The organism is Streptomyces sp. NPDC033270, from assembly GCF_055576575.1.
In genome coordinates this window covers 1-26,345 of record NZ_JBVIRA010000035.1, presented here as the reverse complement: position 1 = coordinate 26,345, position 26,345 = coordinate 1, and the positions used below count along the sequence as shown (strand labels likewise).

The 26,345-nt window shown below is 72.8% G+C and carries 28 protein-coding genes; 16 read left to right on the top strand and 12 right to left on the bottom strand.

Annotation, left to right across the window (positions count from 1 at the left end; genetic code table 11):
* Positions 1 to 142 precede the first annotated feature (142 nt).
* Both ACZ5XZ_RS34775 and ACZ5XZ_RS34770 read right to left on the bottom strand, forming a co-directional pair.
* A complete protein-coding gene (locus ACZ5XZ_RS34775; protein ID WP_468985631.1) occupies positions 143 to 358 on the bottom strand; it encodes an acyl-CoA carboxylase epsilon subunit in 216 nt (71 codons plus the stop codon).
* A 14-nt stretch (positions 359 to 372) separates the two neighbouring features.
* The gene (locus ACZ5XZ_RS34770) at positions 373 to 1,962 is read right to left on the bottom strand and encodes an acyl-CoA carboxylase subunit beta (protein WP_468985628.1); all 1,590 of its coding nucleotides are present in this window, start codon (positions 1,960 to 1,962) and stop codon (positions 373 to 375) included.
* Positions 1,963 to 2,093: 131 nt separating this feature from the next.
* Here ACZ5XZ_RS34770 and ACZ5XZ_RS34765 point away from each other — a divergent pair, with 131 nt between their 5' ends.
* From ACZ5XZ_RS34765 to hutH, 5 genes are all read left to right on the top strand, one after another.
* Positions 2,094 to 2,984 carry a biotin--[acetyl-CoA-carboxylase] ligase gene (locus tag ACZ5XZ_RS34765; protein ID WP_468985625.1) on the top strand — a complete coding sequence of 297 codons (891 nt, stop codon included), beginning with the start codon at positions 2,094 to 2,096 and terminating at the stop codon, positions 2,982 to 2,984.
* Between the two features lie 284 nt (positions 2,985 to 3,268).
* A complete protein-coding gene (locus ACZ5XZ_RS34760) occupies positions 3,269 to 4,423 on the top strand; it encodes an adenylate/guanylate cyclase domain-containing protein (RefSeq protein WP_468985623.1) in 1,155 nt (384 codons plus the stop codon).
* Positions 4,424 to 4,532: 109 nt separating this feature from the next.
* Positions 4,533 to 5,327 (top strand): enoyl-CoA hydratase/isomerase family protein, encoded by a 795-nt coding sequence (locus ACZ5XZ_RS34755; protein ID WP_468985620.1) that lies wholly within the window; start codon positions 4,533 to 4,535, stop codon positions 5,325 to 5,327.
* A gap of 337 nt (positions 5,328 to 5,664) precedes the next feature.
* Positions 5,665 to 6,789, top strand: coding sequence for a GGDEF domain-containing protein (locus tag ACZ5XZ_RS34750; protein WP_468985734.1), 1,125 nt, complete (start codon positions 5,665 to 5,667; stop codon positions 6,787 to 6,789).
* Positions 6,790 to 6,900: 111 nt separating this feature from the next.
* On the top strand, positions 6,901 to 8,445 hold the full coding sequence (gene hutH / locus ACZ5XZ_RS34745; protein ID WP_468985617.1) for a histidine ammonia-lyase: 1,545 nt from the start codon (positions 6,901 to 6,903) through the stop codon (positions 8,443 to 8,445).
* Between the two features lie 319 nt (positions 8,446 to 8,764).
* Here hutH and ACZ5XZ_RS34740 read toward each other — a convergent pair whose 3' ends face one another.
* Entirely contained in the window at positions 8,765 to 9,130 is a 366-nt protein-coding gene (locus ACZ5XZ_RS34740; protein ID WP_468985615.1) for a hypothetical protein, read from the bottom strand.
* Positions 9,131 to 9,239: 109 nt separating this feature from the next.
* On the opposite strand from ACZ5XZ_RS34740, the gene ACZ5XZ_RS34735 reads away from it, so the two are divergent.
* The 4 genes from ACZ5XZ_RS34735 (at position 9,240) to ACZ5XZ_RS34720 (ending at position 12,853) form a co-directional block, all read left to right on the top strand.
* Positions 9,240 to 9,578 carry a hypothetical protein gene (locus ACZ5XZ_RS34735; protein WP_468985613.1) on the top strand — a complete coding sequence of 113 codons (339 nt, stop codon included), beginning with the start codon at positions 9,240 to 9,242 and terminating at the stop codon, positions 9,576 to 9,578.
* Between the two features lie 379 nt (positions 9,579 to 9,957).
* Positions 9,958 to 11,223, top strand: a complete 1,266-nt coding sequence (locus ACZ5XZ_RS34730; protein ID WP_468985611.1) for a L,D-transpeptidase — start codon at positions 9,958 to 9,960, stop codon at positions 11,221 to 11,223.
* A gap of 100 nt (positions 11,224 to 11,323) precedes the next feature.
* The gene (locus tag ACZ5XZ_RS34725) at positions 11,324 to 11,509 is read left to right on the top strand and encodes a hypothetical protein (protein WP_468985608.1); all 186 of its coding nucleotides are present in this window, start codon (positions 11,324 to 11,326) and stop codon (positions 11,507 to 11,509) included.
* Between the two features lie 93 nt (positions 11,510 to 11,602).
* The gene (locus tag ACZ5XZ_RS34720; protein ID WP_468985731.1) at positions 11,603 to 12,853 is read left to right on the top strand and encodes a DUF2786 domain-containing protein; all 1,251 of its coding nucleotides are present in this window, start codon (positions 11,603 to 11,605) and stop codon (positions 12,851 to 12,853) included.
* A gap of 57 nt (positions 12,854 to 12,910) precedes the next feature.
* On the opposite strand, the gene ACZ5XZ_RS34715 is transcribed toward ACZ5XZ_RS34720, so the two are convergent.
* Positions 12,911 to 13,720 (bottom strand): AraC family transcriptional regulator, encoded by an 810-nt coding sequence (locus ACZ5XZ_RS34715; protein ID WP_468985606.1) that lies wholly within the window; start codon positions 13,718 to 13,720, stop codon positions 12,911 to 12,913.
* A 50-nt stretch (positions 13,721 to 13,770) separates the two neighbouring features.
* Between ACZ5XZ_RS34715 and ACZ5XZ_RS34710 the strand changes: the two genes are divergently transcribed.
* The gene (locus ACZ5XZ_RS34710) at positions 13,771 to 14,349 is read left to right on the top strand and encodes a class I SAM-dependent methyltransferase (RefSeq protein WP_468985603.1); all 579 of its coding nucleotides are present in this window, start codon (positions 13,771 to 13,773) and stop codon (positions 14,347 to 14,349) included.
* 78 nt (positions 14,350 to 14,427) lie between these two features.
* Here ACZ5XZ_RS34710 and ACZ5XZ_RS34705 read toward each other — a convergent pair whose 3' ends face one another.
* The 5 genes from ACZ5XZ_RS34705 to ACZ5XZ_RS34685 form a co-directional block, all read right to left on the bottom strand.
* Positions 14,428 to 14,700 (bottom strand): hypothetical protein, encoded by a 273-nt coding sequence (locus ACZ5XZ_RS34705; RefSeq protein ID WP_468985601.1) that lies wholly within the window; start codon positions 14,698 to 14,700, stop codon positions 14,428 to 14,430.
* Complete coding sequence (locus tag ACZ5XZ_RS34700; protein ID WP_468985728.1) at positions 14,697 to 15,050, bottom strand: hypothetical protein; 354 nt, start codon at positions 15,048 to 15,050, stop codon at positions 14,697 to 14,699. Before ACZ5XZ_RS34700 ends, ACZ5XZ_RS34705 begins: the two co-directional genes overlap by 4 nt.
* A gap of 35 nt (positions 15,051 to 15,085) precedes the next feature.
* Complete coding sequence (locus tag ACZ5XZ_RS34695) at positions 15,086 to 15,796, bottom strand: hypothetical protein (protein WP_468985599.1); 711 nt, start codon at positions 15,794 to 15,796, stop codon at positions 15,086 to 15,088.
* 36 nt (positions 15,797 to 15,832) lie between these two features.
* Positions 15,833 to 16,501, bottom strand: a complete 669-nt coding sequence (gene msrA / locus ACZ5XZ_RS34690) for a peptide-methionine (S)-S-oxide reductase MsrA (RefSeq protein WP_468985597.1) — start codon at positions 16,499 to 16,501, stop codon at positions 15,833 to 15,835.
* Between the two features lie 147 nt (positions 16,502 to 16,648).
* On the bottom strand, positions 16,649 to 17,812 hold the full coding sequence (locus tag ACZ5XZ_RS34685) for a hypothetical protein (RefSeq protein ID WP_468985594.1): 1,164 nt from the start codon (positions 17,810 to 17,812) through the stop codon (positions 16,649 to 16,651).
* A gap of 150 nt (positions 17,813 to 17,962) precedes the next feature.
* Between ACZ5XZ_RS34685 and ACZ5XZ_RS34680 the strand changes: the two genes are divergently transcribed.
* A complete protein-coding gene (locus ACZ5XZ_RS34680; RefSeq protein WP_468985592.1) occupies positions 17,963 to 19,123 on the top strand; it encodes a cystathionine gamma-synthase in 1,161 nt (386 codons plus the stop codon).
* Between the two features lie 195 nt (positions 19,124 to 19,318).
* Here the strand turns inward: ACZ5XZ_RS34680 and ACZ5XZ_RS34675 are convergent, their stop codons facing one another.
* Positions 19,319 to 19,819, bottom strand: coding sequence for a MarR family winged helix-turn-helix transcriptional regulator (locus ACZ5XZ_RS34675; protein ID WP_468985589.1), 501 nt, complete (start codon positions 19,817 to 19,819; stop codon positions 19,319 to 19,321).
* A 163-nt stretch (positions 19,820 to 19,982) separates the two neighbouring features.
* On the opposite strand from ACZ5XZ_RS34675, the gene ilvA reads away from it, so the two are divergent.
* The 3 genes from ilvA (at position 19,983) to ACZ5XZ_RS34660 (ending at position 23,409) form a co-directional block, all read left to right on the top strand.
* Positions 19,983 to 21,260, top strand: a complete 1,278-nt coding sequence (ilvA, locus tag ACZ5XZ_RS34670; RefSeq protein WP_468985586.1) for a threonine ammonia-lyase — start codon at positions 19,983 to 19,985, stop codon at positions 21,258 to 21,260.
* A gap of 251 nt (positions 21,261 to 21,511) precedes the next feature.
* The gene (locus tag ACZ5XZ_RS34665) at positions 21,512 to 22,534 is read left to right on the top strand and encodes an ATP-binding cassette domain-containing protein (protein ID WP_468985585.1); all 1,023 of its coding nucleotides are present in this window, start codon (positions 21,512 to 21,514) and stop codon (positions 22,532 to 22,534) included.
* Positions 22,531 to 23,409: an ABC transporter permease gene (locus ACZ5XZ_RS34660; protein WP_468985582.1), complete on the top strand. Its 879-nt coding sequence runs from the start codon at positions 22,531 to 22,533 to the stop codon at positions 23,407 to 23,409. The genes ACZ5XZ_RS34665 and ACZ5XZ_RS34660 overlap by 4 nt, the downstream gene beginning before the upstream one ends.
* Positions 23,410 to 23,518: 109 nt before the next feature.
* On the opposite strand, the gene greA is transcribed toward ACZ5XZ_RS34660, so the two are convergent.
* Positions 23,519 to 24,016, bottom strand: coding sequence for a transcription elongation factor GreA (gene greA, locus ACZ5XZ_RS34655; protein WP_468985579.1), 498 nt, complete (start codon positions 24,014 to 24,016; stop codon positions 23,519 to 23,521).
* Between the two features lie 305 nt (positions 24,017 to 24,321).
* Complete coding sequence (locus tag ACZ5XZ_RS34650; protein WP_468985576.1) at positions 24,322 to 24,732, bottom strand: DUF4307 domain-containing protein; 411 nt, start codon at positions 24,730 to 24,732, stop codon at positions 24,322 to 24,324.
* A 131-nt stretch (positions 24,733 to 24,863) separates the two neighbouring features.
* Between ACZ5XZ_RS34650 and mca the strand changes: the two genes are divergently transcribed.
* Positions 24,864 to 25,736, top strand: coding sequence for a mycothiol conjugate amidase Mca (gene mca / locus ACZ5XZ_RS34645; protein WP_468985574.1), 873 nt, complete (start codon positions 24,864 to 24,866; stop codon positions 25,734 to 25,736).
* A 4-nt stretch (positions 25,737 to 25,740) separates the two neighbouring features.
* Positions 25,741 to 25,992, top strand: a complete 252-nt coding sequence (locus ACZ5XZ_RS34640; RefSeq protein WP_468985572.1) for an RAMP4 family protein — start codon at positions 25,741 to 25,743, stop codon at positions 25,990 to 25,992.
* Positions 25,993 to 26,345: the final 353 nt, after the last annotated feature.

Sequence of the window (26,345 nt, the reverse complement as noted above, 5' to 3'; positions counted from 1 at the left end):
TCTCCCCCCTCCTTCCTCCCCCCCTCCCACCCCCCCCCCCCCCCCCCCCCCCCCCCCCCCCCCCCCCCCCCCCCCCCCCCCCCCCCACCCCCCCCCCCCCCGCGGTCCGAAGGACTAGTCAATGCACCGTGCACCGACCTGGCTAACGGGGCCAGAAACTCGTCCGCCACGCCCGCGGCCCGGGGTGCGGCACCCGGGCGCGCGCCGGGATCGTGGACGCCGGATCGGACCACTCGCTGCCGCCGGCGCCGCCCTCGGGCGCCGCGCCGGCGGCGACCGCCGCGGCACGGGCCTGCACCACCGCCAGTGCGGCGGCCAGCTCCTCAGGTGTCGGGTTGCCCCGTACGACCTTGATCATCTGCGACCACCCTCCTACAGCGGGATGTTGCCGTGCTTCTTCGGCGGCAGCGCCTCGCGCTTGTTGCGCAGCGCGCGCAGCCCGCGCACGATGTGCCGGCGCGTCTCGGACGGCTCGATCACCGCGTCGACGTAGCCGCGCTCGGCCGCCACGTACGGGTTGAGCAGGGCGTCCTCGTACTCCTGGATCAGCTCCTGGCGGCGGGCGTCCTGCGCGGCGGGGTCCTCGATGGCGGCCAGGGTGCGGCGGTGCAGGATGTTGACCGCGCCCTGCGCGCCCATCACCGCGATCTGCGCGGTCGGCCAGGCCAGGTTCAGGTCGGCACCCAGGTGCTTGGAGCCCATGACGTCGTACGCGCCGCCGAACGCCTTGCGGGTGATGACCGTGATCAGCGGGACCGTCGCCTCGGCGTACGCGTAGATCAGCTTGGCGCCGCGCCGGATGATCCCGTCGTACTCCTGGTCCGTCCCCGGCAGGAAGCCCGGCACGTCCACGAACGTCAGCACCGGGATGTTGTAGGCGTCGCAGGTGCGCACGAACCGTGCGGCCTTCTCCGAGGCCTTGATGTCCAAGATGCCCGCGAACTGCATCGGCTGGTTGGCGACCACGCCGACCGAATGGCCCTCGACCCGCCCGAACCCGGTGACGATGTTCGGCGCGAACAGCGCCTGGGTCTCCATGAACTCGCCGTCGTCCAGGACGTGCTCGACGGCCGTGACCATGTCGTACGGCTGGTTCGCCGAGTCCGGGACGAGGACGTCCAGCTCGCGGTCGTAGTCCGAGGTCGCCAGGTCCGCCTCCTCGGGGAAGACCGGCGGCTCGGAGAGGTTGTTGGACGGCAGGTAGGACAGCAGCCCCTTGACGTAGTCGATGGCGTCCTTCTCGTCGCCCGCCATGTGGTGCGCCACGCCCGAGGTGGTGTTGTGCGTCCGCGCGCCCCCCAGCTCCTCGAAGCCCACGTCCTCGCCGGTGACCGTCTTGATGACGTCCGGGCCGGTGATGAACATGTGCGAGGTCTGGTCGACCATGACCGTGAAGTCGGTGATGGCGGGGGAGTAGACCGCGCCGCCCGCGCAGGGGCCGACGATCAGCGAGATCTGCGGAATGACGCCCGACGCGTGGGTGTTGCGCCGGAAGATCTCGCCGTACATGCCCAGCGAGACCACGCCCTCCTGGATGCGCGCGCCGCCGGAGTCGTTGATGCCGATGACCGGGCAGCCGGTCTTGAGCGCGAAGTCCATCACCTTGACGATCTTCTCGCCGAAGACCCCGCCGAGCGCCCCGCCGAAGACCGTGAAGTCCTGGGAGAAGACGGCCACCGGGCGGCCGTCGACCGTGCCGTAGCCGGTCACCACACCGTCGCCGTACGGGCGGTTCTTCTCCAGCCCGAAGTTGGTCGACCGGTGCCGCGCGAACTCGTCCAGCTCGACGAACGAGCCCTCGTCCAGCAGCAGATCGATGCGCTCACGCGCCGTCAGCTTCCCCTTGGCGTGCTGCTTTTCCACCGCCCGGGCGGAACCGGCGTGCGTGGCTTCGTCGACCCGCCTCTGCAGATCCGCCAGTTTGCCCGCGGTGGTGTGGATGTTTGCTTCCGGTTCGGACATCGGGATGCGGCTCCTGCTCGTCCTGGACTGGTGCTCGTACTGAGGGTGGTACGTGTATGGCTACCGACTCGTAGCGTATCGGCGGGGCTGCTCAGCGGCACTGCGTCGTTGACCACACCTAGGCTGGTGCCATGACGCCTCAACCACCGGGAAACCGGGACAAAGACGCCGGCCGCTGGAGCGATCTGGGCCGTCCCCCGCTGAACGCCAACGCGCTGCGTCGTGCCCTCGTGCGCCCCGGAGCCCTGTGGACCTCCCTCGACGTCGTCCCCGCCACCGGCTCCACCAACACCGACCTGGCGGGGCGCGCTGCCGGGGGCGCGGCCGAGGGCGCCGTGCTGGTGGCCGAGGAGCAGTCCGCAGGACGCGGCCGCCTCGACCGCACCTGGTCGGCGCCCCCGCGCTCCGGCCTGTTCTTCTCCGTCTACCTCACCCCCCGTGTGCCCGTCGAGCGCTGGGGCTGGCTCCCGTTGCTGGCCGGAGTGGCCACCGCCACCGCGCTGTCGCGCACGGCCGGCGTCGACACCGCACTCAAGTGGCCCAACGACCTCCTGGTCACGGTCGACGGCGCCGAGCGCAAGGCCGGCGGCATCCTCGCCGAGCGGGCCGCGGACGGCGTCGTCGTCGGCATCGGCCTCAACGTCACCCTCACCGCCGACGAACTGCCCGTTCCCGGCGCGGGCTCCCTGGCGCTGGCCGGCGCCCGCACCACCGACCGCGACCCCCTGCTGCGCGCCGTACTGCGCTCCCTGGACCACTGGTACGGCGAGTGGCAGACCGCCGACGGCGACCCCGCCGCCAGCCGGCTCCAGGAGGCCTACGCGGCAGGCTGCGCCACGCTGGGCCGCACGGTGCGGGCCGAACTCCCCGGCGGCACCGACATCGTCGGCGAGGCGGTCGCCATCGACGGCGACGGCCGCCTGGTCCTGGCCACCGCGGACGGCGTACAGCAGCCGGTCGGCGCGGGCGACATCATCCATCTGCGCCCGGCCGGAGGGAACGGCAACGGACAGCCGGAGTAGCCGCACCGAGGAGGAGCCACACCGCAGTCCCGGGCAGCCCCCGGAACAACCGCAACCACCGACGGCTCCGCCCCGGCCCGAGTCGACGCACCCGAGGCTCGCGCCATGGAGCCCCCGAAACAACCGCAACCACCCACGGCTCCGCCCCGGCCCAGCACGACGCACCCGCGGCTGTGAGCCACGGCACACCCGTGCCGTATCGTTGAGGCGGTCCGCCAGGGAGCGGACCACCGGCGAGCAGTGATCGGAAGGGCAGTGCGCAGGGATCGGACAGGGAGCGGCCGGTGACCGCCGACGACTCGGGCGCCACCCCGCGCGACACGGACACCGAGGACGACGCCGTACGCGACGTGCCCGCGGGCGACCCGCCGGGGGCCGTCGACGAGGGCGACGAGAACAGCATCGCCCTGCGCCTGGAACAACTCATCCTCGGCGCCGACCGCCGCTACACGCCGTTCCAGGCGGCCCGCAGCGCCGGTGTCTCCATGGACCTGGCGGCCCGCTTCTGGCGGGCCATGGGCTTCGCCGACATCGGCCAGGTCAAGGCCCTGACCGAGGCCGACGTACTCGCCCTGCGCCGCCTCGCCGGCCTGGTCGAGGCCGGGCTGCTGAGCGAGGCCATGGCCGTCCAGGTCGCCCGTTCCACGGGCCAGACCACCGCCCGCCTCGCCGACTGGCAGATCGACTCCTTCCTGGAGGGCCTCACCGAGCCCCAGGACTCCGGCCTGACCCGTACGGAGATCACCTATCCGCTGGTGGAGCTGCTCCTGCCCGAGCTGGAGGAGTTCCTGGTCTACGTCTGGCGGCGGCAGCTCGCCGCGGCCACCGGCCGGGTCGTACGGGCCCAGGACGACGTGGAGATGGTCGACCGCCGGCTCGCCGTCGGCTTCGCGGACCTGGTGGGCTTCACCCGCCTGACCCGCCGTCTGGAGGAGGAGGAACTGGGCGAGCTGGTGGAGGCGTTCGAGACCACCTGTTCGGACCTGGTGGCCGCGCACGGCGGCCGGCTCATCAAGACCCTCGGCGACGAGGTGCTCTTCTCCGCCGACGACGCCGGTATCGCCGCCGAGATCGGCCTGCGGCTGATCGAGACGATGAGCCACGACGAGACCATGCCGGAGCTGCGGGTCGGCATCGCCTTCGGCACGGTCACGACCCGGATGGGCGACGTCTTCGGCACGACCGTCAATCTGGCCAGCCGGCTCACCTCGATAGCCCCGAAGGACACCGTCCTGGTGGACGAGGCCTTCGCGGAGGAGCTGGGCCGGATCGGTGACGCGCCGGTCTCCGAGGCGGACGCCGCGGCCGCGGAGAAGGCGGCCGAGGAGGGCACGGGCGAGGCGCCGCCGTCCTACCGCTTCGCGCTGCAGCCGATGTGGCAGCGGCCGGTGCGCGGCCTGGGCGTCGTGGAGCCGTGGCTGCTGACCCGGCGCGGCTGACCGGCCCCGGTGGCGCGACGAGTATCCCGACCCCCTGTCCCGCCGGGCCCCCGCCTGGCATGATCCCCCCAGTCGAGCAGGTCAACGTTCGTTAACACGGGAGGGTTCCATGCAGCGGTTCGGCGCGGACGAGTGGGTCGGCATCGAGCGCCATGGCCACGTGGCGGAACTGGTCATGGACCGCCCCAAGGCCATGAACGCGGTCTCCACGGCGATGGCCGACGGCCTGTCACAGGCCTGCGCCGAGCTGGCCGCGGACCGCTCTGTACGGGCGGTGGTGCTCACCTCCACCCACGAGCGGGCGTTCTGTGTCGGCGCCGACCTCAAGGAGCGCAACTCCTTCACGGACGCGGACCTGATGCGCCAGCGCCCGCACACCCGCGCCGCCTACACCGGCGTACTGGAGCTGCCGGTGCCCACCATCGCCGCGGTGCACGGCTTCGCGCTCGGCGGCGGCTTCGAGCTGGCGCTGGCCTGCGACCTGATCGTCGCGGACGGCACCGCGGTGGTCGGCCTGCCGGAGGTGTCGGTGGGCGTCATTCCTGGCGGGGGCGGCACTCAGCTGCTGCCCCGCCGGGTGGGTGCCGCGCGGGCGGCCGAACTGATCTTCACCGCCCGGCGGGTGCCGGCGGCCGAGGCGGCGGAGCTGGGACTGGTCGACCAGCTCGTGGCGGACGGTCGGGACCGGGCCGAGGCGCTGGCGCTGGCCGCGGGAATCGCCCGTAACTCGCCGGTCGGCCTGCGCGCCGCCAAGCGTGCGCTGCGCCTGGGGCACGGCCTGGACCTGCGCACCGGCCTGGACCTGGAAGATGGCGCCTGGCGCAGCGTGGCCTTCTCCGGGGACCGCGCGGAGGGTGTGGCGGCCTTCAACGAGAAGCGGGACCCGCAGTGGCCCGGTGAGTGAGGTCGAGTGAGTGAGCCGAGTGCGTGAGCCGAGTGGCCGAGGTCGAGTGTGTGAGGCCGAGTACGCGAGCCCGGCCGCCACGGGCAGCCCGCCACCGGTGACGTACCGTAACCAAACCCCCTCTCGCCCCCTTCCGTCCCCTCCCTCCCCCCGCTTCGGCCCCCACCAGCCACGACGCGGATAACGCCCTGGTGTCGTTCCCGCCCTCAAAGGGGCGAAAGGGGCTAAACATTCCTACGCTGTAATACAGAGCGTGCTCACGGTGACGGAATGTGAGGATCCGGTGACGGGCGAGGGCGATGCGAGGCTGCGGGCAGTGGTGGAGCTGGCGCAGGCGATGGCGGCCGCGCACACCCCACGCGAATCGGCGCACGCCGCGGCCCAGGGTGTGCGCCTGGCCCTCGGCGGCTCCTTCGCGGCGATCTCGAAGTGGGAGCGCGAGCTGGGCAAGCTGCGGGTGCTGGTCAACGTCGGCGAACTCGCCGAGGGCGAGGAGGAGTTCCCGGAGGACGAGAGCTACCCGGTGCACGAGTTCCCGGAGATCGTCGGCTTTCTGCACGAGCAGTGGGCCGGCGGCGAGCCCAGCGCCTGGGTGGAGACGGCCGAGGCGGACCCTCCCCCGAGGGGCCCCGGGTCCGGCGGGCCGGAGGGTCATCGGGACGGCCCCTACAACCACCAGCGGGTGGCCGCCCTGCGCCGCCGCGGCCGGGGCTGCTGTGTGGTCGCCCCGATCGTGCTGCACGGCCGGGCGTGGGGCGAGCTGTATGTCGCCCGGCGCACCGCGGAGCCCGTCTTCGGCCGGGCGGACGCCGACTTCGCCAGCGTGCTCGCCGCCGTGACGGCCGCCGGGATCGCCCAGACCGAGCGGCTGGCGGAGGCCCGCCGGCTGGCCTTCACCGACGCGCTGACCGGCCTCGCCAACCGCCGGGCCGTCGATATGCGGCTGGACGAGGCGCTGGAGCTGCACCGCGCGGAGGATGCGGTGGTCAGCCTGGTGGTGTGCGATCTCAACGGGCTCAAGCGGGTGAACGACTCGCGCGGTCACGCGGTGGGCGACCGGCTGCTGGAGCGGTTCGGGTCGGTGCTCTCGCTGTGCGGCGCGATGCTGCCCGGCACGCTCGCCGCCCGGCTCGGCGGCGACGAGTTCTGCCTGCTCGCGGTGGGTCCGCCGGCCGACGAGGCGGTCAAGGTGGCCGCCGAGCTGTGCCGGCGGGCCGGCGAGCTGGACCTCGGCGAGGGTGTCGCGGTGGGCGTCGCCTCGACCGGTGACCCGATCGGCCCGGTGCGCAGCGGCCGCCGCCTCTTCCGGCTCGCGGACGCCGCGCAGTACAAGGCCAAGGCGGCGGGCTCGGGCGAGCCGGTGGTCGCCGGCCGGCACGGCGGCAAGGACGACCCGGTCGTACGGCTCGCCGACGCCCCGGACCGGCGGCCGGGGCCGGAGCGTCGGCGCTTCAGGAGGTGAGGTGGCAGATCTTTGGGAGGCGCCGCCGGCCGCTCGCGGTCACCCCCGGTAAGGGGTGATCCCGAAATCCGGTGGTGACATCCGGCGATTCAGTCTCTAGGGTGCCTGAATATGGATATGCACACTGTGGTGCTGGGGACGTCCGGCACGACCGCACAGGACGTCATCGCGGTGGCCCGCGGCGCGGCCCGGATCGAGCTGTCCGAAGAGGCCGTCGCGGCCGTCGCCGCCTCCCGCGCCTTCATCGACGAACTCGCCGCCAAGCCCGACCCCGTCTACGGCGTCTCCACCGGCTTCGGCGCCCTGGCCGTACGCCACATCAGCCCCGAGCTGCGGGCCCAGCTCCAGCGCAACATCGTGCGCTCGCACGCGGCCGGTATGGGCCCGCGGGTCGAGCGCGAGGTGGTCCGCGCGCTGATGTTCCTGCGGCTGAAGACCCTCGCCTCCGGGCACACCGGCGTCCGCCCGCTGGTCGTCGAGACCATGGCCGCGATACTCAACGCCGGCATCACCCCCGTCGTCCACGAGTACGGCTCCCTCGGCTGCTCCGGCGACCTCGCACCGCTCTCGCACTGCGCGCTGACGCTGATGGGCGAGGGCGAGGCGGAGGGCCCCGACGGCGTGGTGCGCCCGGCCGGGGAGCTGCTGGCCGCGCACGGCATCGCGCCCGTCGAACTGCGCGAGAAGGAGGGCCTGGCCCTCCTCAACGGCACCGACGGCATGCTCGGCATGCTCGTGATGGCCTGCGCCGACCTCGCGCGGCTCTTCACCTCCGCGGACATCACCGCGGCCCTCTCCCTGGAGGCGCTGCTCGGTACGGACAAGGTCCTCGCACCCGAGCTGCACGCCATCCGCCCGCACCCCGGGCAGGCCGCCTCGGCCGCCAACATGCTGAAGGTGCTGGCCGGTTCGGGCTTCACCGGGCACCACCAGGACGACGCCCCGCGCGTCCAGGACGCCTACTCCATCCGCTGCGCCCCGCAGGTCGCCGGCGCCGGCCGGGACACCCTGGACCACGCCCGCCTGGTCGCCGACCGCGAGCTGGCGTCGGCGGTCGACAACCCGGTGGTGCTCCCCGACGGCCGGGTGGAGTCCAACGGCAACTTCCACGGCGCGCCGGTCGCCTACGTCCTGGACTTCCTGGCCATCGCCGCCGCCGACCTCGGCTCGATCGCCGAGCGCCGCACCGACCGGCTGCTGGACAAGAACCGCTCCCACGGGCTGCCCGCCTTCCTGGCCGGCGACCCGGGCGTCGACTCCGGCCTGATGATCGCCCAGTACACCCAGGCCGCCCTGGTCAGCGAGTTGAAGCGGCTGGCCGCGCCCGCCTCGGTGGACTCCATCCCGTCCTCCGCCATGCAGGAGGACCATGTCTCGATGGGCTGGTCCGCGGCGCGCAAGCTGCGCACCGCCGTCGACAACCTGACCCGGATCGTCGCCGTCGAGCTGTACGCGGCGACCCGCGCCGTCGAGATGCGCGAGGGGCTGACGCCGGCGCCCGCCACCCGCGCGGTGCTGGACGCGGTGCGCGCCGCGGGCATCCAGGGGCCGGGCGAGGACCGCTTCCTGGCACCGGACCTGGAGGCCGCCTACGCGTTCGTACGGGCCGGAAAGCTGGTGGCGGCCGCGGAGTCGGTCACCGGGGAGCTGGCGTAGGGCGACGACCGGGGCGGTCGAGGCGACCGGGTCTGCCGAGGTGCCTGGGCCTGCTGAGGCGACTGTGGTGACCGGGTCGGCCGACGCGACGGCGGCCAGGTGCCGGGTCTGCTGCGCCCGGGTCGGCCGAGGCGACCGGGTCTGCTGAGCCCGGGTCGGCCGAGGCGCGCCTCTTGCCGTCGGAATACCCTCCGAAACCGCCGCGTTGTGGCCCCGCAGGGGGCCCTCGCGACCCCTACGGGATCCGTTCCCCTCACCCCTAAGGCCCCGGGACCGCACCCGGGGCCTTGCCCGTGCGCGTGCCCGTGCGCGTGGGCGGTCAGGCCGTTTCGTCGGGGGTGCGGCGTACGGAGTAGGCGACCAGTGCGGCGCCGAGCGTGAGGAAGCCGGCGCCGCCGATCACGTACGGGGTGGTGTCCGGGCTGCCGGTGTCGGCGAGGAAGTGCTGGGGGGCGGCGGGCCCGGGGGCCTTGGCACCGCTCCCCGTGCGGCTCGCCCGGTCCGGCCCGTCCGCCGGGCCCGGCTGGTCCGCCAGCCCCGGTTCGGCCGGCGCGGAGGCCGTCCGCAGACCGGAATCTGTCGCTCCGTCAGTGCCCACGATCGCGTTGGCGGACGGAACGAACCACAAGGCGAACAGTACCGATCCCGCGGCGGCGGCGGTCAGCAGTGGTCGTCGTGCGGTCACGAAAGCGATCCCCCTTGTGGGTTCGGCGAATTGGCCGTTGAGCGCAGATGTTAGTGACCGCCGCGGGTCGCGGGGAAGTCGGGACCCGTCCGTGCCTAACCTCCGTGCTATGAGCAATGGTGAGACATCACGTTTTGTGCGGCTTCATGTCGAACTGATCATGGAGGTCACCGACGCCGGGCAGCTGACCGGCGCCGCCCTGGAGCGCATCGACGGCGATACGTCGCTGCCGGACGAGGAGCGCAGGCAGTCCCGGGAGACCGTCAAGGAGGACCCGGCGGAGGCGCTGGCCCACCTGGTCGACCCGTTCGACCTCGTCACCGCGGTGCCGGGCGCGGAGCTCGCCCAGGCCTCGTGGAGCAGCGAGGAGCTGACCGACTACGACCCCGACGCCGAGTGGGACGCGGCGGAGTGGGACCTGGCGGACGATGCGGACGGGGAGGGCTGACACCGGGCGCCGCTCCCGCACCCCCACCGGCCACGGCCCCCGTGCGGCGTCCCGCCCGCACGGGGGCCGCCTACGTGGGGGAGGGGCGCGGGTCGCCGGTGGCCCGGCGCCTCGGGGCCTCGCGGCCTCGGGGCCTTGAGGCCTTGAGACCTTGAGGCCTCGGGCCGTGCACCCTGCGTGACCGGCCGAAGACTCCCGGCCCGCCGGACGAGTCCCCCGTAGTGGCCTACCCCACACTTTTCGGGCGAATGGAACGGGCGAAACGGAAAAGGCGTTCAAATGGCGTCGGCCGGAATGTCGGCGTCCAGATATGCCTGCGCTCAGTAGGCAGTCAGCTCGGGGAAAGTATGCGAATTCGGTAGCAATGGAGATGCGTGTGATGACGGACAGCAAGCGCCGCAAGAGCCTCATAGCCAGCGCCGCGCTGCTCGGGGGCGTACTCACGCTGACGGCGTGTGGCGCCAGCAGCGCGGCTGACGGAGGCGGTGTCGGCGCCGAAGCCACCCGTCACGAGAGCGCCCAGCAGGTCGACGAGGCGGCCGCGAAGGACGTCTCCGACGCCAAGATCACCATCTTGCCGAAGAACGGCGACACCCACGCGAGCCTCAGCAAGCCCGCCAAGGTCACGGTCAGTGGCGGACAGCTCACCGACGTCACGATGACCTCCGTCGAGTCCGGGCGGACGGTCAAGGGCACGATGTCGGCCGACGGCACCTCCTGGCAGCCGGACCAGCCGCTGAGCCGCTCGACGAAGTACAAGGTCACCGCGCGTGCGGTGGACTCCCAGGGCCGTAAGGCGGTGGAGAACTCCAGCTTCACCACGCTCACGCCGGCCAGCAGCTTCATCGGGAACTTCACGCCCGAGGACGGCTCGACCGTCGGCGTCGGCATGCCGGTGTCGCTCAACTTCGACAAGCCGGTCAGGAACAAGGCCGAGGTGGAGTCCGCGATCACGGTCTCGGCGAGCAGCAACCAGCGCGTCGTCGGCCACTGGTTCAGCGACACCCGGCTGGACTTCCGCCCCCAGGAGTACTGGCAGGCGAACTCCGAGGTCACCATGGACCTCGGCCTGGACGGCGTCGAGGCCTCGCCGGGCGTCAGGGGCATCCAGCACAAGACCGTCAGCTTCCACGTCGGCCACGCGCAGGTCAGCACCGTCGACACCAAGACGCACCAGATGACCGTGGTGCGCGACGGCCGGGTCGTCAAGACCATCCCGATCTCGGCCGGCGGCAAGGAGAACCCGACCTACAACGGCGACATGGTCATCTCCGAGCGGTTCAAGCAGACCCGGATGGACGGCTCGACGGTCGGCTTCAAGAAGAAGAACGGCAAGGGCGAGTACGACATCCCCGACGTGCCGCACGCCATGCGCCTGTCGGCCTCCGGCACCTTCATCCACGGCAACTACTGGGGCAAGGGCATCTTCGGCACCGCCAACACCAGCCACGGCTGCATCGGCATGAAGGACGTCAAGGGCGCCGACAACCCCAAGACGGACGGCGCCTGGTTCTTCAACCACTCGCAGACCGGCGACGTGGTGAAGGTGGTCAACTCCCCGGACCGCACCATCAAGCCCGACAACGGCCTCAACGGCTGGAACATGAACTGGTCGCAGTGGGTCGCGGGCAGCGCCCTGCCGTAATCCGCGGGCGCGCCCTGCGGTGACCGCGGGCAGCGCCCCGCAGCAGTGCGCGCCCCGCAGCTGTCCGCGCCCCGCAGCTGTCCGCGCGGCACGGGCGATCGTGCCGTACCGCACAGCCTGCGCGCCGTACCGCACGACCCGACCGACGCCCGGCGGTGCCCTACCCACGGCACCGCCGGGCGTCGTCGCCGACGGCCTGCGGGAGGCGGCGGACGACAGCGCCGTGCCCGGCGCGGCGGAGGACAGCGCCGTGCCCGGTGCCGCGGTACCGCCCGACGGGCCGTGACACGCGCGGCCGTAGAGTGACCGGGTGAGCGAGCGCGGAGGAAAAGGGCGCGGCGGGGCCCGTCCGTCGGCGGCCGACGAGCTGGTCGCGACGGTGCTCGGCAGTGTCCGTTACGCACCCGACGGCGCCCGGGCCGAGGACGCCATAGAGGCGGGTGCCTCGATGCTGGCCGCCGCCGAGCCCGGCTGGGAGGCGGTGAGCGCGGCGGTGGTCGAGGCCGCGGTGGCGGGGGTGCGGCAGTGCTGGGCGGGTGGCTGGCACCCCGCCGACCTGGAGCGGATCGTCCGGCGTGAGGCGCCCGACGCGACGCTGGTGGCGCTGGTCGTCGACGCCGTAGCCGCGGAGCACGCCCGGCCCGCCGCGATCCGCCCCCGGCCCGGCACGCGCTGGTCCGAGCAGCTGCGGCGGCTGGGCGCCGAGGTGTGGTGGGAGTCCGACCGCGGCTACCTCGACGCGGTGGCCGCGCGTCGCCGCACCTCCCGCTTCGAGACCGCCTACGACGTGCTGGCGGCGCTGCGCCTCCTCGCCCGGCTGCCCCGCATCACCCCGCTGCCGACCCCGCCGGAGACCCGGAAGGGGGCCGTGGCGGGGCGCCGCGCCGGAGACGCCGCATCGCGCGCCCTCGGGCGCATCCGCGGCCTGCTCGCCAAGGCCGAGGCGACGAACTACGCGCAGGAGGCGGAGGCGCTGTCCGCCAAGGCGCAGGAGCTGATGGCCCGGCACAGCATCGACGAGGCGCTGCTCGACACCGCGGACGGCTCGCCGGGCGGCCCCGCCGGCGGCCCGTCGGCGGTCCGCATCGGCATCGAGGGGCCGTACGAACAGGCCAAGGCGCTGCTGCTGGACGCCGTGGCGACCGCCAACCGCTGCCAGGCCGTCTGGGCCGCCGACGTCGGCTTCTCCACCGTCGTCGGCTTCCCGCCCGACCTGGAGGCGACCGAGATGCTCTACACCTCCCTCCTGCTCCAGGCCACCACGGCCATGAACCGCGCGGGCGACGACCACGGCCGCGCGCTGAAGGAGCGGGGCGGCATCCCCGTCGCCGGCGGCCGCTCCCGCCGCACCCGGGACTTCCGCCAGACCTTCCTCGTCGGGTACGCCGACCGCATCCGCGACCGGCTCACGGCGGCCACCGCCGCCGCCACGGCCGCCGCCACCGCCGAGTCCGCCCCGGCGGCGCCGGACCTCCTCCCGGTCCTCGCCGCCCGCGAACTCGCCGTCGAGGAGACCACCGGCGCCCTCTTCCCGGACACCGCCCCGGTCCGCCTGCGCGGCGTGAACGACGCGGCCGGCTGGCACCAGGGCAGGGCCGCAGCGGACCGCGCCCGCCTCGGCGAGGGCTGAACCCGCGAACTCCCGCGTTCCCGGCAGGCGCCTACGGCCCGCGTTTCCGGCAGGCGCCTACGGCGCGAAGTACACCCCCGGCGGCACCCCCACCGCCCGCCGGAAGGCCGCGACGAACGCGCTCGGGGAGGCGTAGCCCACCCGCGCCGCCACGGCCGCGACGGTCGCGCCGCCGGCCAGCAGCGGCATCGCGGCCTGCAACCGGACCCGGGTGCGCCACTGCCCGTACGGCATACCGGTGTCGGCCACGAACGCGCGGGCCAGCGTCCGGCCGCTCGCGCCCACCCGGGCGCCCCACTCCGCCAGGGTCCGCCCGTCCGCCGGATCGGCGCGCAGCGCCTCCGCGACCCGGCGCGCCCGCGGGTCGCGGGGCATCGGGGCTTGCACCGTCGCCACCGACACCGGACGCAGCTGGTCCAGGACGACGGCCTCGGCCCGTTCGCGGGCGGCCGCGGCCAGGGTGTCGTCGGCCAGATAGCGGATCAGCTCGCGCAGCAGCGGTGAGACACCGACGACGGTGGGCGCCGGCCAGTCGACCGGGCAGCGCCCGGGCAGGAAGTACAGGCTGCGGAAGAGCGCCGGACCGGCGGCGCCGGTGGAGTGGTGGGTGCCCGCCGGGATCCACAGCGCCATCGACGGCGGCAGCACCCATGTGCTGCCGACGGCCCGTACGGCCAGCACCCCCCTTCCCGCCCAGGCGAGTTGGTGGTGCTCGTGGCGATGGCGCTCGAACCACTGCCCACCGTCCATCGCGAAGCTCCCCACGACGACGGCCGCGCCGGCCGGCGGCCCCGTCGGCGCCACCCGCCCGGCCGGCCCCTCGTGCCCGTCCGGCTGCGCACCGCTGTCCGTCCTGCGATACAACATGTCCCCCTGTCGCGTGGTGGTCGGCCCGCGCCGCTCCCTACCCTCGGCGCATGCCTTCCATGAACCGATATCACCAGTGGCTGTGCAGCTCCCGGATATGGGCCCGCGCGGTGGAGAGGGACCTGCTGCCCTGGGCCCTCGACGAGGTGCAACTGGGCGCCGACACCTTGGAGATCGGGCCCGGATACGGCGCCACGACGCGGGTGCTGGAGCGCCGGACCGGCGGCCGGCTGAGCGTCCTGGAAGTCGACCGGGACGCGGCGGAGCGGCTGCGCGCGCAGTACGGCGACCGGATCGCGGTCGTCCACGGCGACGGCACCGCGATGCCGCTGCCGGACGCCGCCTTCGACACCGTCGTCTGCTTCACGATGCTGCACCATGTGCCCACGCCGCGGCAGCAGGACCAACTCTTCGCCGAGGCACTGCGGGTGCTGCGCCCCGGCGGCGTCTTCGCGGGCTGCGACGGCCGGGCGAGCCGCGGCTTCCGCCTCGTCCATCTGCGCGACACCTACGTCCCCGTGCCACCCGAGACCCTCCCCGCCCGGCTGCGCACGGCGGGCTTCGCCGACCCCGGCATCGCCGTCGACGTCACCAAGGACCACTTCCGCTTCCGCGCGGTCCGACCGTGACGCCCATCCGCCGCCCCGGTGCCGCCCTTCACGACAGCAGCCGCCGCTCCAACTAGCACCCGAGTCGGTCGGTGACAGCTACAGGGCGTCGAATGGTGGCACGATACGGACGACGACGATCAGCTGGTGACGCGGTGCCACCAGGAAGTAGAACCAGCCGCCGGCAGCGTCCATGCGGCGCAGACCGCCCGGCCGGGGACCGTTGCCGAAGTCGCTGACATCGACGCCCGTACGTGCCAGCTCGACGAGCTGGCCGGCCAGACGCTCCACTTCGGCCACCACGTGAACGGGGATGCCGCCCGCTACATGGTGGTGGTCGGGGTCGTACTCCCAGCGCCAGTCGGCGCTCACCGGGACGGGAGGCCGACGGCGGCGTGGGCCTCGTCCAGGATCCGGCCGATCTCGGCAGCGGCCCGCCGTGCCTGAGCCGCGTCGTCGGACTCGGCGACGTCCTCCCACCGGCGGAGGTCCGCTGCCGCGTCGGGCCGACGCTGGATGTGGACATAGACGGCCCACTGGGCGATGAACCGTTGGAGCGGCGCAAGATCGGAGCCCTGCCGGGACTGGTCGGCCGCTTGGTCCAACTCCCGGGTGAAGGCCGGCAGCGCTGCGGGCGCGATCTGACTGATGGCCTGCCGCAGCGCGGCAACCGTGGCAGGGGGCTGGGGAATGAGCGGCTGCCCAGCGCCGGAGGTGGTCATTGCTACTCCCATGGGCGCGATTCTGATCCCTTCCGTCAGCGTATCGGGCATGAGTGCGCTGCCTCCGCTCGAACGAGTGAGGCAGAGACAGCGGCGCTGCTGGTGCCAGGGTTCACAAGGTGCGCACCTGTGGCATACGCGAGGAGGTTCGCGAAGCGCAGCCAGCTGAGGAGGTAGGTGTTCAGCGGTGCGTAGCCTGGGCGGGTCAGGCGGCTGATGCCGTGGATGGTGTCGGTCAGTTCGTCTTGTGCCGGGCCGTTCAGGCGGCCGAGGCTCGTGAGGTACGCGGAGGCGCAGGCGTCGAGACGGGCGTGCAGGTCGGCGAGTCGTCGTGCCTGGGTTTCGCTGGAGAGCGTCTCATCGGGGTAGGCCGAGCGCCGGAAGGCGGAGTGGCGGTTCGCCACGGCTGCGACGAGCCCCAGGCGGGAGGGCGCCGCTTCACCGGGCCAGCGAGGTCGACGCAGATGAGCGGTGTCGGTGGGCTGCGGGGTTCGCCGGCCGGCCGCCTTCTCCGCGTGCCGGCGGGCCGCGAACGCCTCCGACTCGTTGAGCCGGACCATCCGGCTCTCTTCCAAAGTGTCCAGCGCGCGCAGCAGCGCTGCGGGGTCTCTGCGGAGGTCGGGCGAGGGACATGCCGTCGCGGCAAGGTAGGCCCAGGTCGCGTGGAAGCCGAGCGGGCAGTAGTGCCCGACGGCACACCTCAGTGCTGAGTGCCGTCGGGCAAGGGGCGACTGCGCGTCGCGCACCCTGCGCGCGTAGGTTCCGAAGCCCACTCGAAGCGGTCAGCCCTCAGCAGGGGCAACGCCTACCGGGCAGCTCACGCCCGTCCCGCCGATCCCGCAGTACCCCGAGGGGTTCTTGTCGAGGTACTGCTGGTGGTACCCCTCCGCCGGATAGAACGGGCGGGTCGTGTCGGCGGGGAGGATTTCGGTGGTGATGTCGGCGTAGCCGGAGGTGCGCAGGACGGTGCGGTAGGCGTCGCGGGAGGATTCGGCGGCCTGCTGCTGGGCGGGGGAGTGGGTGTAGATCGCGGAGCGGTACTGGGTGCCCACGTCGTTGCCCTGGCGGAAGCCCTGGGTGGGGTCGTGGGACTCCCAGAAGAGCTTGAGCAGGGCGGTGTACGGGACGACCGCCGGGTCGAAGACGACGCGGACGGCCTCGGTGTGGCCGGTGTGGCCGCTGCAGACCTCTTCGTAGGTGGGGTTCGGGGTGTGTCCGCCCTGATAGCCGACGAGGGTGGTCCACACGCCGTCGGTCTGCCAGAACTTCCGCTCGGCGCCCCAGAAGCAGCCCAGGCCGAAGTCGGCGATCTCCAGGCCGTCCGGATACGGGCCGAGCAGCGGGTTGCCGAGGACGGTGTGCCGGTCGGGGACGGCGAAGGCCCGCTCGGGGCGGCCCTCGAGGGCTTCCTCGGGGGCGGGCAGGTGGGTCTTGAAGCGGGAGAACAGCATGGGATCAGGCTCCTGGTGGGCAGGGAGAGCGGGGACCGGGCGGGAGCGGGTGGGAGGGGATGTGCTGGGCGAGATGCGCTGGGTGTCCACTGGCAGCAACGTCCGGGAGCGGTACGGCATTCCGTCGGACCGGGGCGCCGATGCCCCCTAGTTGCCCCCCGGTGGGAAGCCCGCCGACGTTCCGCCGAGTTGTTCCCAGCCGGCGATGGCCAGGGCGCGGTAGGCGGCGTATTCGGCGGCCGGGCTGTGGCCGTAGGACCAGGGGACGGCGCCCACGTGTCCGTCGACCAGGCGGAGCTGCTCCATGGCCTCGGCGTAGCGCTCGGCGCGGACCAGGAACCACACCAGCAGATGGCGGACGTGCGGGGCCATGGGGTGGTCGGCGGGGGCCTCGCGGAGGGCGAAGTGGGCGCCCTCGATGGCGCGCTCGACGACCGCGCTCTGGTAGAGGCTGCGGACCATGTTGGCCTCGGGGAGGTGCTCGTAGACCGCGAAGAGGGGGAGCGCCGGGAGCAGGGTGCCCGCGGGGGCGGCGGACGCCGCACGCTCGGCGAAGGCCTCGGCCTCCTTGCGGGAGCCGTGCCACTTCTGCGACCAGTAGGGCAGGGCGGCGAGGTGGGCGCCCATGTGCTGCGGGGCGCGCTGGGCGACCTTGGACCAGAGCTCCTCGTAGTCGGCGGGGCGGTCGCCCAGGCCGCGGGCGACGGCCAGTTCCGTGATGTACGGGATCGGGCTGCCGGGGGCCAGCAGGGCCGCCTCCCGGCAGACCGTGCGGGCCTCCTCCAGGATCATCCGGAAGTCCTGCGAGCCCGGGTCGCGCAGCGCCTGGAGGACCAGGAACTGGGCGTGCGTCTGGGCGCCGCCGGGGTCCTTGGGCGCCTCCGAGCGCCAGGTCCGCAGCCAGATGCCGCCGGTCCGGCGCCCGCCGTCGGCATCCTCCCCCAAGCTCTTATGGAGCAGGGCGGTACCCCCATCGCCCTCGGCCAGCTCGAACGCGGCCGCGCCGGCCAGCGTCTGCACCCGCTGCCAGCGGCGCTCCCAGTCGTCGCCGGTGGACTTCAGCAGCTCGGCCGCCGGCCGCCAGTCGTGCGTCCGGCGCATCTCGGCCAGCGCGGCGTCCAGCTCCTCGTCGGGGCCCGGCAGCCGTACGTCCAGCTCCTCCAGCGGTACGAAGCCGTAGCCCGCCATCGGGTCTCCGGCCACCACCAGGCCCCGCTGGGTGTGGGCGGCGGCCCGCCGGCGGCGCATCCAGGGCAGGAAGACGAAGCCGCCGAGCGCGAGCGCGGCGAGGAGAACCAGCAGAGCGTCCATGTGAGGTGTCCTGTACCTGTAGCGGTGCGGCGGGGCCGGGTGGTGCGGGGGTGGCGCGGTGGGAACCCGGGTGCGGTGCCCTTGTATGTATCCACTATCCAGCGAACCAGAAAGTTCCGGGAAGGCCGGAGCCGACTACCCTCGGCAGGCATGAGCGATCAGCGCGACCAGCGCCATCAGCATTTCGAGACCCTTGCCATCCATGCGGGTCAGGAGCCAGACGAGGCCACCGGTGCGGTGGTGCCGCCCATCTACCAGGTGTCCACGTACAAGCAGGACGGGGTGGGCGGGCTCCGCGGCGGCTACGAGTACAGCCGCAGCGCCAACCCGACCCGTACCGCCCTGGAGGAGAACCTCGCCGCCCTGGACGGCGGCCGCCGCGGCCTCGCCTTCGCCTCCGGCCTCGCCGCCGAGGACTGCCTGCTGCGGACCCTGCTGAGCCCCGGCGACCATGTCGTCATCCCCAACGACGCCTACGGCGGAACGTTCCGTCTCTTCGCGAAGGTCGTCGAGCGGTGGGGCGTGGAGTGGTCGGTGGCCGACACCTCCGACCCGCAGGCCGTCCGCGCGGCGCTGCGGCCCCGTACGAAGGCGATCTGGGTGGAGACGCCCAGCAACCCGCTGCTCGGCATCAGCGACATCGCGGCGCTGGCCGGCATCGCGCGGGACGCGGGCGCCAGGCTCGTCGTCGACAACACCTTCGCCAGCCCCTACCTGCAGCAGCCGCTCGCCCTCGGTGCCGACGTGGTGGTCTACTCCACGACCAAGTACATGGGCGGCCACTCGGACGTGGTCGGCGGCGCCCTGGTCGTCAACGACGACACCCTCGGCGAGGAACTGGCCTACCACCAGAACGCGATGGGCGCGGTCGCCGGCCCGTTCGACGCCTGGCTGGTGATGCGCGGCATCAAGACGCTGGCCGTACGCATGGACCGGCACAGCGCCAACGCGGCGCGGATCGCCGAGATGCTGGTCGCGCACAAGAAGGTGACCCGGGTCTTCTACCCGGGGCTGTCCGAGCACCCCGGCCACGAGATCGCCGCCAAGCAGATGCGCTCCTTCGGCGGCATGGTGTCGTTCCAGGTCGCGGGCGGCGAGCAGGCGGCGGTGGAGGTCTGCAACCGCGCCGAGCTGTTCATCCTCGGGGAGTCGCTGGGCGGTGTCGAGTCGCTCATCGAGCACCCGGGGCGGATGACCCACGCCTCGACGGCCGGTTCCGCGCTGGAGGTCCCCGGCGACCTCGTACGCCTCTCGGTCGGCATCGAGTCCGCCGACGACCTGCTGGCCGATCTGGCGCAGGCGCTGGGCTGATCACCCGGGCACCGGGCCGACGGGCCGGCCGCCGCGCCGGTCCGTCACCGCCGTTGTCGTGTACGGGGTGGGGACGGACGGCGGCGGGGGCGGTCGGGGCCGGTTCACGGCTGCGGAGGGTACGAGCCGGGCAGGCCGGTCGCGGTGCGCGGACCGGTCGCGGTGCGCGGCGGGCGGGGCGTCGTACCCCTCGGCTCAGGAGGCCGGGCCCGCCGGCGCCAGGGACGCGGTGATGTCGGAGAGGGAGGCGTTGAAGCGGGTCAGGAGCGTGGTGAAGGCCTCGCGCTCCTCCTCGGACCAGCCCTCCGTCACCAGTGCCATCAGGGCCCGGCGCGAGGCCCGCACCTCGTCGAGCCGGGCGTGCCCGCGCTCGGAGAGCTGGAGCACCACCGCCCGGCCGTCCTCGGGGTGGGTGGCGCGGCTGACCAGCCCGGAGTCGACCAGCGGGGCGACCTGCCGGGTGACCGTCGAGGAGTCGATGCCCATGCCGGCGGCCAGGGCCTTGACGCCCATCGGGCCTTCCTGGTCGAGGCGGTTGAGCAGCAGGTACGCGGCGCGGTCCATGGAGTTGCGCGCCTGTCCGACGCCGCCGAGCCGGCTCTGTTCCGCGCGGCGGGCGAAGACGGCCACTTGGTGCTGCAGCGCGTCGAGGAGAGCGGGATCGGTGTGGGTCGTCATGTCCGAAGAGGTGGGCATGGCCGGGAGCTCGCTTCGATGGATATGCGTACGGGTGGGAGGACAGCGTACGCGGACCCGGCGCGGAGCGTACCTGTGCTGCCCATTTTGATAACGCCCTGTAACCCCTGCCCGCCCCTTGGACGGACCGGCCGGGAGCCGGGCGAACTGCGAGACTGGCGGCATGGCCGCACCTTCGCCGCGTACGCCGCACCACCCCTCCGAATCCGCGCCCACCGCCTCCGGCCGGCTCGCCGGTGGTCCGATCACGGTCGATGACGTACGCGAGGCGCACAAGATCCTCTCCGGGGTCTCCCGCGCCACCGCGATGGAGGGCAGCCGCTATCTGTCCGGGCTGGTCGGCGCGCCCGTGCACCTCAAGTGCGAGAACCTCCAGCGCACCGGCTCGTTCAAGATCCGCGGCGCCTATGTGCGGATCGCCGGGCTCAGCGCGCAGGAGCGGGCGGCCGGTGTGGTGGCCGCGAGCGCCGGCAACCACGCACAGGGCGTGGCGCTCGCGGCGTCCCTGCTCGGGGTGCGCTCGACGGTGTTCATGCCGGTCGGCGCGCCGCTGCCGAAGGTCGCCGCGACCCGCGAGTACGGCGCCGAGGTGCGGCTGGAGGGGCAGGTGGTGGACGAGACGCTGGCCGCCGCCGAGGAGTACGCGCGGCGGACCGGCGCGGTGTTCATCCACCCCTTCGACCACCGCGACATCATCGCCGGGCAGGGCACGGTCGGTCTGGAGATCCTGGAGCAGTGCCCGGAGGTGCGCAGCATCGTCGTGGGGGTCGGCGGCGGCGGGCTCGCGGCGGGTATCGCGCTCGCGGTCAAGGCGCTGCGGCCGGATGTGAAGGTCATCGGGGTGCAGGCGGCCGGCGCGGCCTGCTATCCGCCGTCGCTGGCGGCGGGGCGTCCGGTGGCGGTCGAGGGGCTGTCGACGATGGCGGATGGCATCAAGGTCGGGCGGCCCGGCGAGGTGACCTTCGAAATCGTCCGGGAGCTGGTGGACGAGGTCCGTACGGTCTCCGAGGACGAGCTCTCCAGCGCGCTGCTGCTGTGCCTGGAGCGGGCGAAGCTGGTGGTGGAGCCGGCCGGGGCGAGCCCGGTGGCGGCGCTGCTCGCGGACCCGAAGGCCTTCGAGGGGCCGGTGGTGGCGGTGTTGTCCGGTGGGAACGTCGACCCGCTGCTGATGCAGCGCATCCTGCGGTTCGGCATGGCGGCCGGCGGCCGCTACCTCTCGCTGCGGCTGCGGCTGACGGACCGGCCGGGGGCGCTGGAGACGATGCTCGGGGTGCTGACGGTGGTCGATGCGAACGTCCTGGACATCGGTCATGTGCGTACCGATCCGCGGCTCGGGCTGACCGAGGTCGAGGTGGAGCTGCATCTGGAGACCAAGGGCCCGGCGCACTGCGCCGCGGTGCGCGCGGCGCTGAGCGAGGCGGGCTACGCGGTGGCGGAGTGACCGGCGGCGGCGCTGGGCGGTGACCCGCGAGGGCCGCGCGGTGGCTCGCGGGGGCCCGCCGGGGGCCGGGCGCGGGGTTCGTACGGGATTCGAAATTCGTATCGCGATGTATCGCGTTGGGGAGTAGCATCGCGGCTGCGGGATGCCGGTGAGCCGTGGCGTTCCGTTGCGCACACATTGGTACAGGGCGCCTGTAGGCCGCCGAACGTAACATTCCACCTGGAACTGACCCAAGCTATGGGGGTACCCCTATGCCAGGCGCCATTTACGCCGAAGGTCTGGTGAAGACCTTCGGCGATGTGAGGGCACTGGACGGCGTCGACCTCGACGTTCCCGAAGGAACCGTCCTCGGAATGCTCGGCCCGAACGGTGCCGGCAAGACCACCGCCGTACGGGTTCTGACGACCCTTCTCCGCCCCGACAGCGGCAGGGCGCAGGTCGCCGGGATCGATGTCCTCGCCCACCCCGACAAGGTACGCCGGTCCATCGGCCTCTCGGGCCAATTCGCCGCCGTAGACGAGTACTTGACCGGCCGCGAGAACCTGGTGATGGTCGGTCAGCTCTACCAGATGAGCGGTCGCGACGCCAAGCGCCGGGCTGCCGAGCTGCTGGAGCGCTTCCATCTCGGCGACGCCGCCGAGCGCACCGCCAAGACCTACTCCGGCGGGATGCGCCGCCGCCTCGACCTCGCGGCCGCGCTGGTCGTCAGCCCGCCCGTGATGTTCATGGACGAGCCGACCACCGGCCTGGACCCGCGCAACCGCCAGGCGCTGTGGGACGTCATCCAGGAGCTGGTCGCGGGCGGTACGACGCTGCTGCTCACCACCCAGTACCTGGAGGAGGCCGACCGCCTCGCGCACGACATCTGCGTCGTCGACCACGGCAAGGTCATCGCCCGCGGCACCGCCGACCAGCTCAAGGCGCGCACCGGCGGCGAGCGGGTGGAGGTCGTCGTGCACGCCCCCGAGCACCTCACCGTCGCCGACGAGGTCCTGCGCGGCTTCGCCAAGGGCGAGAGCACGGTCGAACCGCACACCCGCAAGCTCACGATCCCGGTGACCGGCGGCGCCAAGCTCCTCGCCGAGGTCATCCGCGAACTGGACGTACGCGGCGTGGAGATCGACGACATCGGGCTGCGCCGCCCCACCCTGGACGACGTGTTCATCTCCCTGACCGGGCACGCCGCCGAGACGACGGACGACAGCGGTGCCCCGGCCGGGGCGGACGGCGCCGACGCCGCACCGGCCGGGCGCCGGAAGGAGGGTGTGAAGTGACGACGGTGACCGAAGCGGCCAGTGGCTCCCCTGTGCCCGCCCCGCAGTCCCGCGGCGGCGTCGGCCAGTCCGTACGCGACTCGCTGGTGGTCGCCAAGCGCAATCTGATCCGGATGCTGCGGATCCCCGAAGTCGTGATCTTCGGGCTGATCCAGCCGATCATGTTCGTGGTGCTGTTCACCTACGTCTTCGGCGGCTCCATCAACATCCCCGGCGCCCCGATCGGCGACGCCCAGGCCTATCGCGAGTTCCTGATGGCCGGGATCTTCGCGCAGACCGTCACGTTCGCCACGGCGGGCGCCGGCGCGGGCATCGCCGACGACATGCACAAGGGGCTCATCGACCGGTTCCGCTCGCTGCCGATGTCCCGCGGCGCGGTGCTCACCGGCCGGACCCTCGCCGACCTGGTGCAGACCGCACTGACGCTGGTGGTGCTGGCGGTGGTCGCGCTGCTGATCGGCTGGCGCACCCACGAGAACATCGCCGCGGTGCTCGCCGGCTTCGCGCTGCTGCTCCTGCTCGGCTACGCCTTCTCCTGGATCGGCGCGCTGATCGGCCTGTCGGTGCGCACGCCCGAGGCGGCCACGTCCGGCGGGCTGATCTGGCTCTTCCCGCTGACGTTCCTCTCCAACGCGTTCGTACCGATCGACGGCATGCCGACGTTCCTGCAGCACATCGCGGAGTGGAACCCCTTCAGCGCGACGGTGGCCGCGGCCCGGGAGCTGTTCGGCAACACCATCGCGGGGGTGCCCAAGTCGGTGACCGGCGCCTGGCCGATGGAGCATCCGGTGCTGGCGTCGGTGATCTGGTCCGTCCTGATCATCGCGGTCTTCCGGGCTCTGGCGGTCCGCAAGTACCGGTCGGCGACCGCCTGAGGGGCCCGGGCCGCGCACGACGTGGCGCGGGGAGCGCGCAGAGACGGCGAAGCGGCCCGGAGCATGGTGCTCCGGGCCGCTTCGGCACTGTCCGTGAGTGCCGCGGGGCTCAGACGCTGTACGGCTTGGCGTCGAGGATCCGCACGCTCGCCTTCTTGCCGTTGGGGAGCTCGTACTCCGCGTCGGCGCCGACCTTCTTGCCGTTCACGCCCGTACCCAGCGGCGACTGCGGGGAGTAGGTCTCGATGTCCGAGCTCGCATACTCCCGCGAGGCCAGAAGGAACGACAGCGTGTCGTCGGGGTCCCCGTCGAACGCGATGGTGACGACCATGCCGGGAGCGACCACACCGGTCGCGGCGGGGGCCTCGCCGACCTTCGCGGTCTGCAGCAGCTGGGTCAGCTGGCGGACACGAAGCTCCTGCTTGCCCTGCTCTTCCTTGGCCGCGTGGTACCCGGCGTTCTCCTTCAGGTCACCTTCCTCGCGGGCCGCCGCGATCTTCTCGGTGATCTCGGCGCGTGCGGGACCAGACAGGTGCTCCAGCTCGGCCTTGAGCTGGTCATACGCCTCCTGGGTCAGCCAGGTGACGTTCTCGCTGGTCTGGGTCACAGGTGCTCCTCGTCGGTACTGGGGATAAATCAAACGCCCTACCAGGAAGGTTTGCGCCTTCACAGGTGGGCGAAACCACGAGCCTAACAATTCCGGCACAAAACGGGGAAGAGGAAATTCACAGTGACCGCTCAGCTGTGCATCATCCCTGATCAGAGGCGGTCACGACACGCCTACGGGGCAGCGGCGGCCGGGCGTGGCCGAAGGCGTGGTTGCGGGCGGTCGCCGGACCGTCGCGGTGCGGTCACGGCCCACCGGGCGCCGGGCGCGCTCAGCCGTTGCCGGGCGCCGGCCGCCGGGCGCGCTCAGCCGTTGCCGGCCGCCGTGCAGCCCACCAGCACCGCGTTGGTGGCCCGCTTCGTCGTACGCACCGTGACCTCGGTGTCCACCTGGTCCGTGCGCTGGTCGACGGTGACGTCCTTGCGGCCGACCTCGGCGCCGTCCGCGGACTGCGAGCGCAGGGTGCACACGCCCTTGGCGTCGGTGTCCTTGACGACCTCGAGATGGACCTTGACGGCGTGGTCGGACACCGCGTCCCAGGTGATCACGCGGCCGCTGAGGTCCTGGCCCGCGATGTAGGAGGCGCCCGACCAGCCGACCACGCCCAGCAGCGCGACGCCGAACACCGCGCCGACGATCTTGAGCTTACGGTCCGCGCGCTGGTCCGCCGAGCGGCCGTAGCGTCCGTCGGGGAGCCCTTCGCGCACCGCGGTCATGATCAGTCCTCCTGGCCTACGGGGACCTCGACCGGGAACCCCCGGGGGGTCCCCGCCCCAGGGAATACAGCGCCCCTCGCTTCGGTCACTATAGGAGGCATCTTCTCCGGCCTTTACCTGAGGATCGAGTCTTGACTGAGCAGCTGCGTTTGATGGCGGTCCACGCCCACCCCGACGACGAGTCGAGCAAGGGTGCGGCCACCATGGCCAAGTACGTGTCCGAGGGGGTGGACGTGCTGGTCGCCACCTGCACAGGCGGTGAGCGCGGCTCCATCCTCAACCCCAAGCTCCAGGGAGACCCGTACATCGAGGAGCACATCCACGAGGTGCGCAAGAGGGAGATGGACGAGGCCCGGGAGATCCTGGGCGTCAAGCAGGAGTGGCTGGGCTTCGTCGACTCCGGGCTGCCCGAGGGCGACCCGCTGCCGCCGCTGCCGGAGGGCTGCTTCGCGCTGCAGGACGTCGAGGAGGCGGCCGGGCGGCTGGTGAAGCTGATCCGGGAGTTCAAGCCGCAGGTCATCACGACCTACGACGAGAACGGCGGCTACCCGCACCCGGACCACATCATGACCCACAAGATCACGATGGTGGCCTTCGAGGCGGCCGGCGACCCGGAGAAGTACCCGGAGGCCGGCGCGCCCTGGCAGCCCCAGAAGCTCTACTACAACCAGGGCTTCAACAAGCCGCGCACGATCGCGCTGCACGAGGCGCTGCTGGCGCGCGGCATGGACTCGCCCTACGGCGAGTGGCTGGAGCGCTGGAAGCAGTTCGAGCAGCGTGAGCGCACGCTGACCACCTACGTCCCCTGCGACGAGTTCTTCGAGATCCGCGACAAGGCGCTGATCGCGCACGCCACCCAGATCGACCCCGACGGCGGCTGGTTCCGGGTGCCGATGGACATCCAGCGCGAGGTCTGGCCGACGGAGGAGTACGAGCTCGCGAAGTCGCTCGTGGACACTTCCCTCCCCGAGGACGACCTCTTCGCGGGCATCCGCAACAATTGAGCCCATGATGAGCGCGACAAGCACCCTCGCCCTGACGCACTTCGTCACCCTTGCCGACAGCTTCGACAAGAACAAGGTGACGCCCGGCGTCCTCGGCTTCATCGTCTTCGCGGTCATCGGCGGCGCCGTGTGGCTGCTGATGAAGTCCATGAACAAGCACATGAAGAAGGTGGACTTCGACGAGCAGCCGGAGGAGGGCGAGGCGGGCACCCGCGCCTCGGCCGCCTCGACGGCCGCCGAGCCGAAGACCGGCTGACGCCGAGGGCGTGTCTCGCGGAGATCGAGAAGACGCGCCCTGAGGAACGGATCGGTGGGTGGGCGGCGGGACCGCCGGGCTGTCGCCCATCGGCACCCGGACCGGCTCGCCGGTCCCCACAGACCGGGTGGCGGTCGATGGCCGGCCTCATGGCTCAGGCCGGCCGACCGGCCCGGCGGGGGGGGGGGGGGGGGGGGGGGGGGGGGGGGGGGGGGGGGGGGGGGGGGGGGGGGGGGGGGGGGGGGGGGGGGGGGGGGAGAGGGGGGGGGGGGGGGGGGGGGGGGGGGGGGGGGGGGGGGGGGGGGGGGGGGGGGGGGGGGGGGGGGGGGGGGGGGGGGGGGGGGGGGGGGGGG